The organism is uncultured Sphingomonas sp. (genome assembly GCF_964237155.1).
GTDB lineage: Bacteria > Pseudomonadota > Alphaproteobacteria > Sphingomonadales > Sphingomonadaceae > Sphingomonas.
Genome location: NZ_CAXSHH010000145.1, coordinates 1 through 2800, shown reverse-complemented (window position 1 = coordinate 2800; position 2800 = coordinate 1). Strand labels below are relative to the sequence as shown.

At 68.8% G+C, this 2800-nt stretch carries 2 protein-coding genes; both read left to right on the top strand.

Annotated elements, in window-relative coordinates; all coding sequences use genetic code 11:
• Positions 1-539, top strand: a 539-nt coding sequence (locus tag ACFE71_RS15425) for a DALR anticodon-binding domain-containing protein (RefSeq protein WP_375429642.1), incomplete at its 5' end; no start/stop codon positions are given.
• A gap of 151 nt (positions 540-690) precedes the next feature.
• Positions 691-2800, top strand: a 2110-nt coding sequence (gene ppdK / locus ACFE71_RS15420) for a pyruvate, phosphate dikinase (RefSeq protein ID WP_375429641.1), incomplete at its 3' end; no start/stop codon positions are given.

The following is a 2800-nucleotide window of genomic DNA, read 5'->3' as shown; positions in this document are numbered from 1 at the left end:
TGTTCGCGCTCGGGGGCGAGGACGATCTCGTCCGCCTCCTCGCCCGCGTCCGCGCACTTCAAGGGTTCGTTGGGACGGAGGACGGCGCGACCCTGCTCAGCGGCTACAAGCGCGCCGCCAACATTCTGAAGAAGGAAGGGTGGACCGCTTCCTCTCCCTTTCCCCTCCGGGGAGAGGGCCGGGGAGAGGGGCTGTCCCGAGAACCGGCCGCGCTCGGAGCAACCCCTCTCCCCAGCCCTCTCCCCGAGGGGGAGAGGGAGCAGAAGAATTCGCTGTCCTACACGCTTGAACCGGAGGAGAGCGCGCTCGCGACCGCCCTCGACTCGGCTGAGCCGATGGCGACCGCCGCGATCAAGGACGAGGATTTCGCCCGCGCCATGACCGCGCTGGCGTCTCTCCGCGCCCCGATCGACGCGTTCTTTGACAAGGTGACGGTGAACGACCCCGACCCCGCGAAGCGCGAGGCGCGGCTTCGGCTGCTCGCCCGCGTCCGCGACTCGGTTCACTCGGTCGCGGATTTCTCGAAGATCGAGGGTTGAGCCGCTCGGTGTCCTTGGCGTGACCTTTAGTGACTTTCCGGCCTGGCGGGACAGAATGTTTCAAACTTCACGCGTGCAACAAGCGACTTTGGCGTAAAGCGGTGTCAAGCAAAGGCGACCGGCGCCGGGTCGCCGCTAACCAGGGGTGTCCATGACGCAGTACGTGTACCGCTTCGGCGGCGGAGTATCGGACGGCGGCCGGGGCGACCGCAACCTGCTCGGCGGCAAGGGTTCGAACCTCGCCGAGATGGCTTCGATCGGCCTTCCCGTGCCTCCCGGCTTCACGATCTCGACCGCCATGTGCGCCCGCTATTACGACGAGGGCCAGGCCTTTCCCGACAGCTTGCGCGAAGAGGTCGCGACCGGCCTGGCCCACATCGAACGGATCACGGGCAAGCGCTTCGGCGACCCCGCCGACCCCCTACTCGTCTCCGTCCGCTCGGGCGCGCGCGTGTCGATGCCCGGCATGATGGACACCGTCCTCAATCTCGGCCTCAACGACGAGACCGTCCAGGGCCTGGCTCAGGCTTCCGGCGACCCACGCTTTGCCTGGGACAGCTACCGCCGTTTCATCCAGATGTACGCCGACGTCGTGCTCGACCTCGATCACGGCAGCTTCGAGGAGGCGCTCGAGGTTGCCAAGGAAGACCGCGGCTTCACGCTCGATACCGAGCTCTCGGCCGCCGACCTCCAGGAACTCGTCGCCGAGTACAAGCAACTCGTCCAGTCGCAGTGGGGCAAGCCCTTTCCGCAAGCCGTCCACGACCAGCTATGGGGCGCGGTGGGCGCGGTGTTCGGCTCATGGCGGTCCGACCGCGCCAAGGTGTACCGCCGCCTGAACGATATCCCCGCCGATTGGGGCACCGCCGTCGTCGTCCAGGCGATGGTGTTCGGCAACATGGGCGAGACCAGCGCCACCGGCGTCGCCTTCACCCGCGACCCCGCCAAGGGCGACCGCGCCTATTACGGCGAGTTCCTGATCAACGCGCAAGGGGAGGACGTCGTCGCCGGAATTCGCACGCCCCAGTACCTGACCGCCAAGGCCCGCGCCGACGCCGGGGCCAGACCCGCCTCGATGGAGGAGGCGATGCCAAAGGTCTACGGCGAGCTCGCGACCGTGTTCGACACGCTCGAACACCATTACCGCGACATGCAGGACATCGAGTTCACCGTCGAACGCGGCCAACTCTGGATGCTCCAGACCCGCTCGGGCAAGCGCACCGCCAAGGCCGCGCTTAAGATCGCGGTCGACATGGCCGACGAGGGCCTGATCACACGGGACGAGGCCGTACTCCGCGTCGATGCCCAGGCGCTCGACCAGCTCCTCCACCCCACGCTCGACCCGAACGCGCCCCGTGACGTCCTGACCAACGGCCTCCCCGCCAGCCCCGGCGCGGCGAGCGGCGCGGCCGTGTTCGACGCCGACACCGCCGAGAAGCGAAGCGCGAACGGCGACGCCGTGATCCTCGTACGCACGGAAACCAGCCCGGAGGACATCCACGGCATGCACGCCGCGCGCGGCATCCTGACCGCGCGCGGCGGCATGACCAGCCACGCCGCCGTCGTCGCGCGCGGCATGGGCCGCCCGTGCGTCTCCGGCGCGGGCGCGATCTCCATCGACCTCAAGACACGCGTCATGCGGGTAGGGCAGCGCGAGGTGAGGGAAGGGGACCTGCTCACCATCGATGGCACGACCGGCGAGGTGATGCTCGGCGCGGTCGCTACTATCGAGCCTGAGCTGTCGGGCGACTTCGGCGCGCTGATGGAATGGGCCGACGCAGCCCGCCGCATGAAGGTCCGCTGCAACGCCGAGACTCCCGCCGACTGCCGCACCGGTCGCGGCTTCGGCGCGGAGGGCATCGGCCTGTGCCGCACCGAACACATGTTCTTCGACGCCGCGCGCATCACCGCCGTCCGCCAGATGATCCTCGCCGCCGACGAAGCCGGCCGCCGCGCCGCGCTCGCCAAGCTCCTCCCCGAACAGCGCGCCGACTTCGCCGAGATCTTCGCGATCATGGCCGGCCTCCCTTGCACGATCCGCCTCCTCGACCCGCCGCTCCACGAGTTCCTGCCGACTGAGGAAGCCGACTTTGCCGATGTCGCCGAGGCGGCCGGGGTCGATGTCGACGTGCTCAAACGCCGCGCCGCCGAGTTGCACGAGGTCAACCCCATGCTCGGCCACCGTGGCTGCCGCCTCGGCGTGACATATCCCGAGATCTACGAGATGCAGGCCCGTGCCATCTTCGAGGCCGCGCTCGACG